The sequence below is a fragment of the Italian clover phyllody phytoplasma str. MA1 genome (assembly GCF_000300695.1).
Classification (GTDB): Bacteria; Bacillota_I; Bacilli_A; order Acholeplasmatales; family Acholeplasmataceae; genus Phytoplasma.
The window spans coordinates 1-2,513 of sequence record NZ_AKIM01000104.1; the positions used below are offsets into that span (position 1 = coordinate 1).

Consider the following 2,513-nt stretch of genomic DNA (forward strand, 5'->3'; position numbering starts at 1 on the left):
CAAAGATGCCTAAATATCGTGTTATCTAACCAATAACCAGTGCGATAAACACTGAATGGATATGGTCGGTCCGTTAAACGAAAGAATAATGGATTACAGCAGACCATAAAAGCGGATTGAGACGAAGTAGTTAGTCAAGATGATACCGCCACCAAATTGTCCCATGGATAAGCCTGAAATGGTCTAAGAAGAAAAGCAGATGTAATTTGTTAACCTAGTACGCAAACTACCGAAACCGTATAGTCCAGAGTCTATCAATATATAACGCTTGTAGTGGATAGTTTATCAATAAAGAAAACCTGGAATCTCACCGACAGTCAGGAAAGACAAAAAAACATAAGCGGTTACTTCACCTAATGGACAAAGGTAGATATTTAGAGTAACTTGGAGAATCCTAAAAGCTAGTTATTTAATTAACAAGTCAAGGAATAAATGCCAAGACGCTCAAGGATAAAGAAGCTATTTAATAGTCGTGGATAATTCAAAGTTAGCATTGGAATATGCTAACACAATGACCCACCAGGGCGAAGGTTAATAACCTTTACAAGGCGAAAGTAGCTAGTAATTTACTATTTATTCACTGTAATCAAGGAAGGAGTTGATAAATATGTCAACAACTGTTTCAGATGAAACTAAGCTTTCGCGAACATTGAATAAGATTCTATATTGTTCTACAAATAACTATCCTCTAAAAAGAGAATTACAGCAAGGAATGAATAATCTACATAACACATTAATTGCATTTAACAAAATTGCAACCAACAAAGGCGCGGGTACACCTGGAATTGATGGTAATTCAATTGACAGTCTCAATCTTAAAAAATTAGAAAGATATCACAAGGAATACATCAATAACAAGTACAATCCAAAGCCTGTTAAAAGAATATTCATTCCCAAAGACAACGATAAGGTTAGACCTCTTGGAATACCTACCATAAAAGATAGAATAGTCCAAAAAAGCCTTGAACAACTCTTAACTCCTTATTTTGAAAATCAATTCTTAGAATGGAGTTTTGGATTTAGAACCAAAAAATCCTGTCTTGATGCAATCAAACGCGTCAAACAAAGATTTCAAGGAATTGATTATATCATCAAAATTGACCTTAAAGGTTATTTTGACACAATCAATCATGAAACTCTTATGAAAACCTTGAGGAAGTTTATACGTAAGAATAAAACTCTTTCAACCATTAATAAATGGTTAAAAGCTGGGTTCATGAAAGATGGCATCAAATACGAATCTTTATCTGGTTCTCCACAAGGAGGAATCATTTCCCCATTGCTTGCCAATGTATATTTACATTACATTGACATCAAAATGGATGAACTAATTAAAGAAGGAACACCAATAAGGAAAGCAAACCCAGGATATGGAAAAGCATACCATCAAGGAATGCATCATAAACTGGGGATTGATAGACAAATTAACCTAAATCCAAAAACAAGAGTTGAATATATCCGATATGCCGATGATTTTATCATAGGAATTAAAGGAAAATATGACAAAGCTGAAACTATTAAAAACCAAGTGACTCAATGGCTAGAACAAGATTTAAAACTAACAATTAGTAAAGATAAATCAAAAATTGTAAAAGCCAATAAGGGCACAAGGTTTCTATCCTACATGGTTAAGGTAAAACCAACCAGTAGTAAACTCACCAAAAAAACCCACAAAAAATCCCTAAACGGTCGGGTACAAATCCAAGTTCCCAAAGCAAAAGCCAAAGAATATGGATATGAATACAATTGGTTAAAAAGAGGAAAGATTAAGCATGATGAAACATTAGCGAGTAGGGACGAATTAGAAATAATACGCACTTATAAAACAATCGTACGTGGAATCATCCAATACTTTTGTTTAGCTAACAATCTAAATGCATTAACCCATCTAACCTATCTAGCTGAATATAGTTGTTTGAAAACCTTGGCAAGAAAACGCAAAACGACAATTGCCAAAGTGCGAAAAAAGTTTAATCGTAGCTCAACTTGGTCAATTCCTTATTTAAACAAAGAGAAAACCAGATATGAGTCATGGACTGTTTACCCTTGGGATAAAATTAAGAAAATGCGTAATTATAAGGAAAATCCCGATATCACCATCAATCCTTATCTATTCCAAGGTCGTACGAATCTAACAGACCGCCTCAAAGCGGAAATATGTGAAAAATGCGGCAAAACAACCCAACTTCAAATCCATCACATTGGTACGGTTCGCAATGAAAACCGCAAAAGCGTGATGAATAAGAGTACAAAAGTGTTATGCATAGATTGTCATAGAAATATTACGGACCAACAAATGCATGATATCAGATTAAATAACAAAAATAAAAGAACAAAAAAGAATAAATAGCTAATCAGCCGTAAGGCAAAATTAGTTCTCGAAAGAGAATAAATTATGGAAAGCCGTATGCTTGGAAACTTGCTCGTACGGTTTGGACGGGGGCTGATTGTAAATAAAACAGCAAACACAAATCGCTGAATAAAACGCAATTAATCTATCCGTATTAAAACAA

General features: G+C 34.2%; 1 protein-coding gene. It reads left to right on the plus strand.

Annotated elements, in window-relative coordinates:
• The first annotated feature begins 607 nt into the window (after positions 1 to 607).
• The gene (ltrA, locus tag RI01_RS02700; RefSeq protein ID WP_017193136.1) at positions 608 to 2,350 is read left to right on the plus strand and encodes a group II intron reverse transcriptase/maturase; all 1,743 of its coding nucleotides are present in this window, start codon (positions 608 to 610) and stop codon (positions 2,348 to 2,350) included.
• The last annotated feature ends 163 nt before the right edge of the window (positions 2,351 to 2,513 follow it).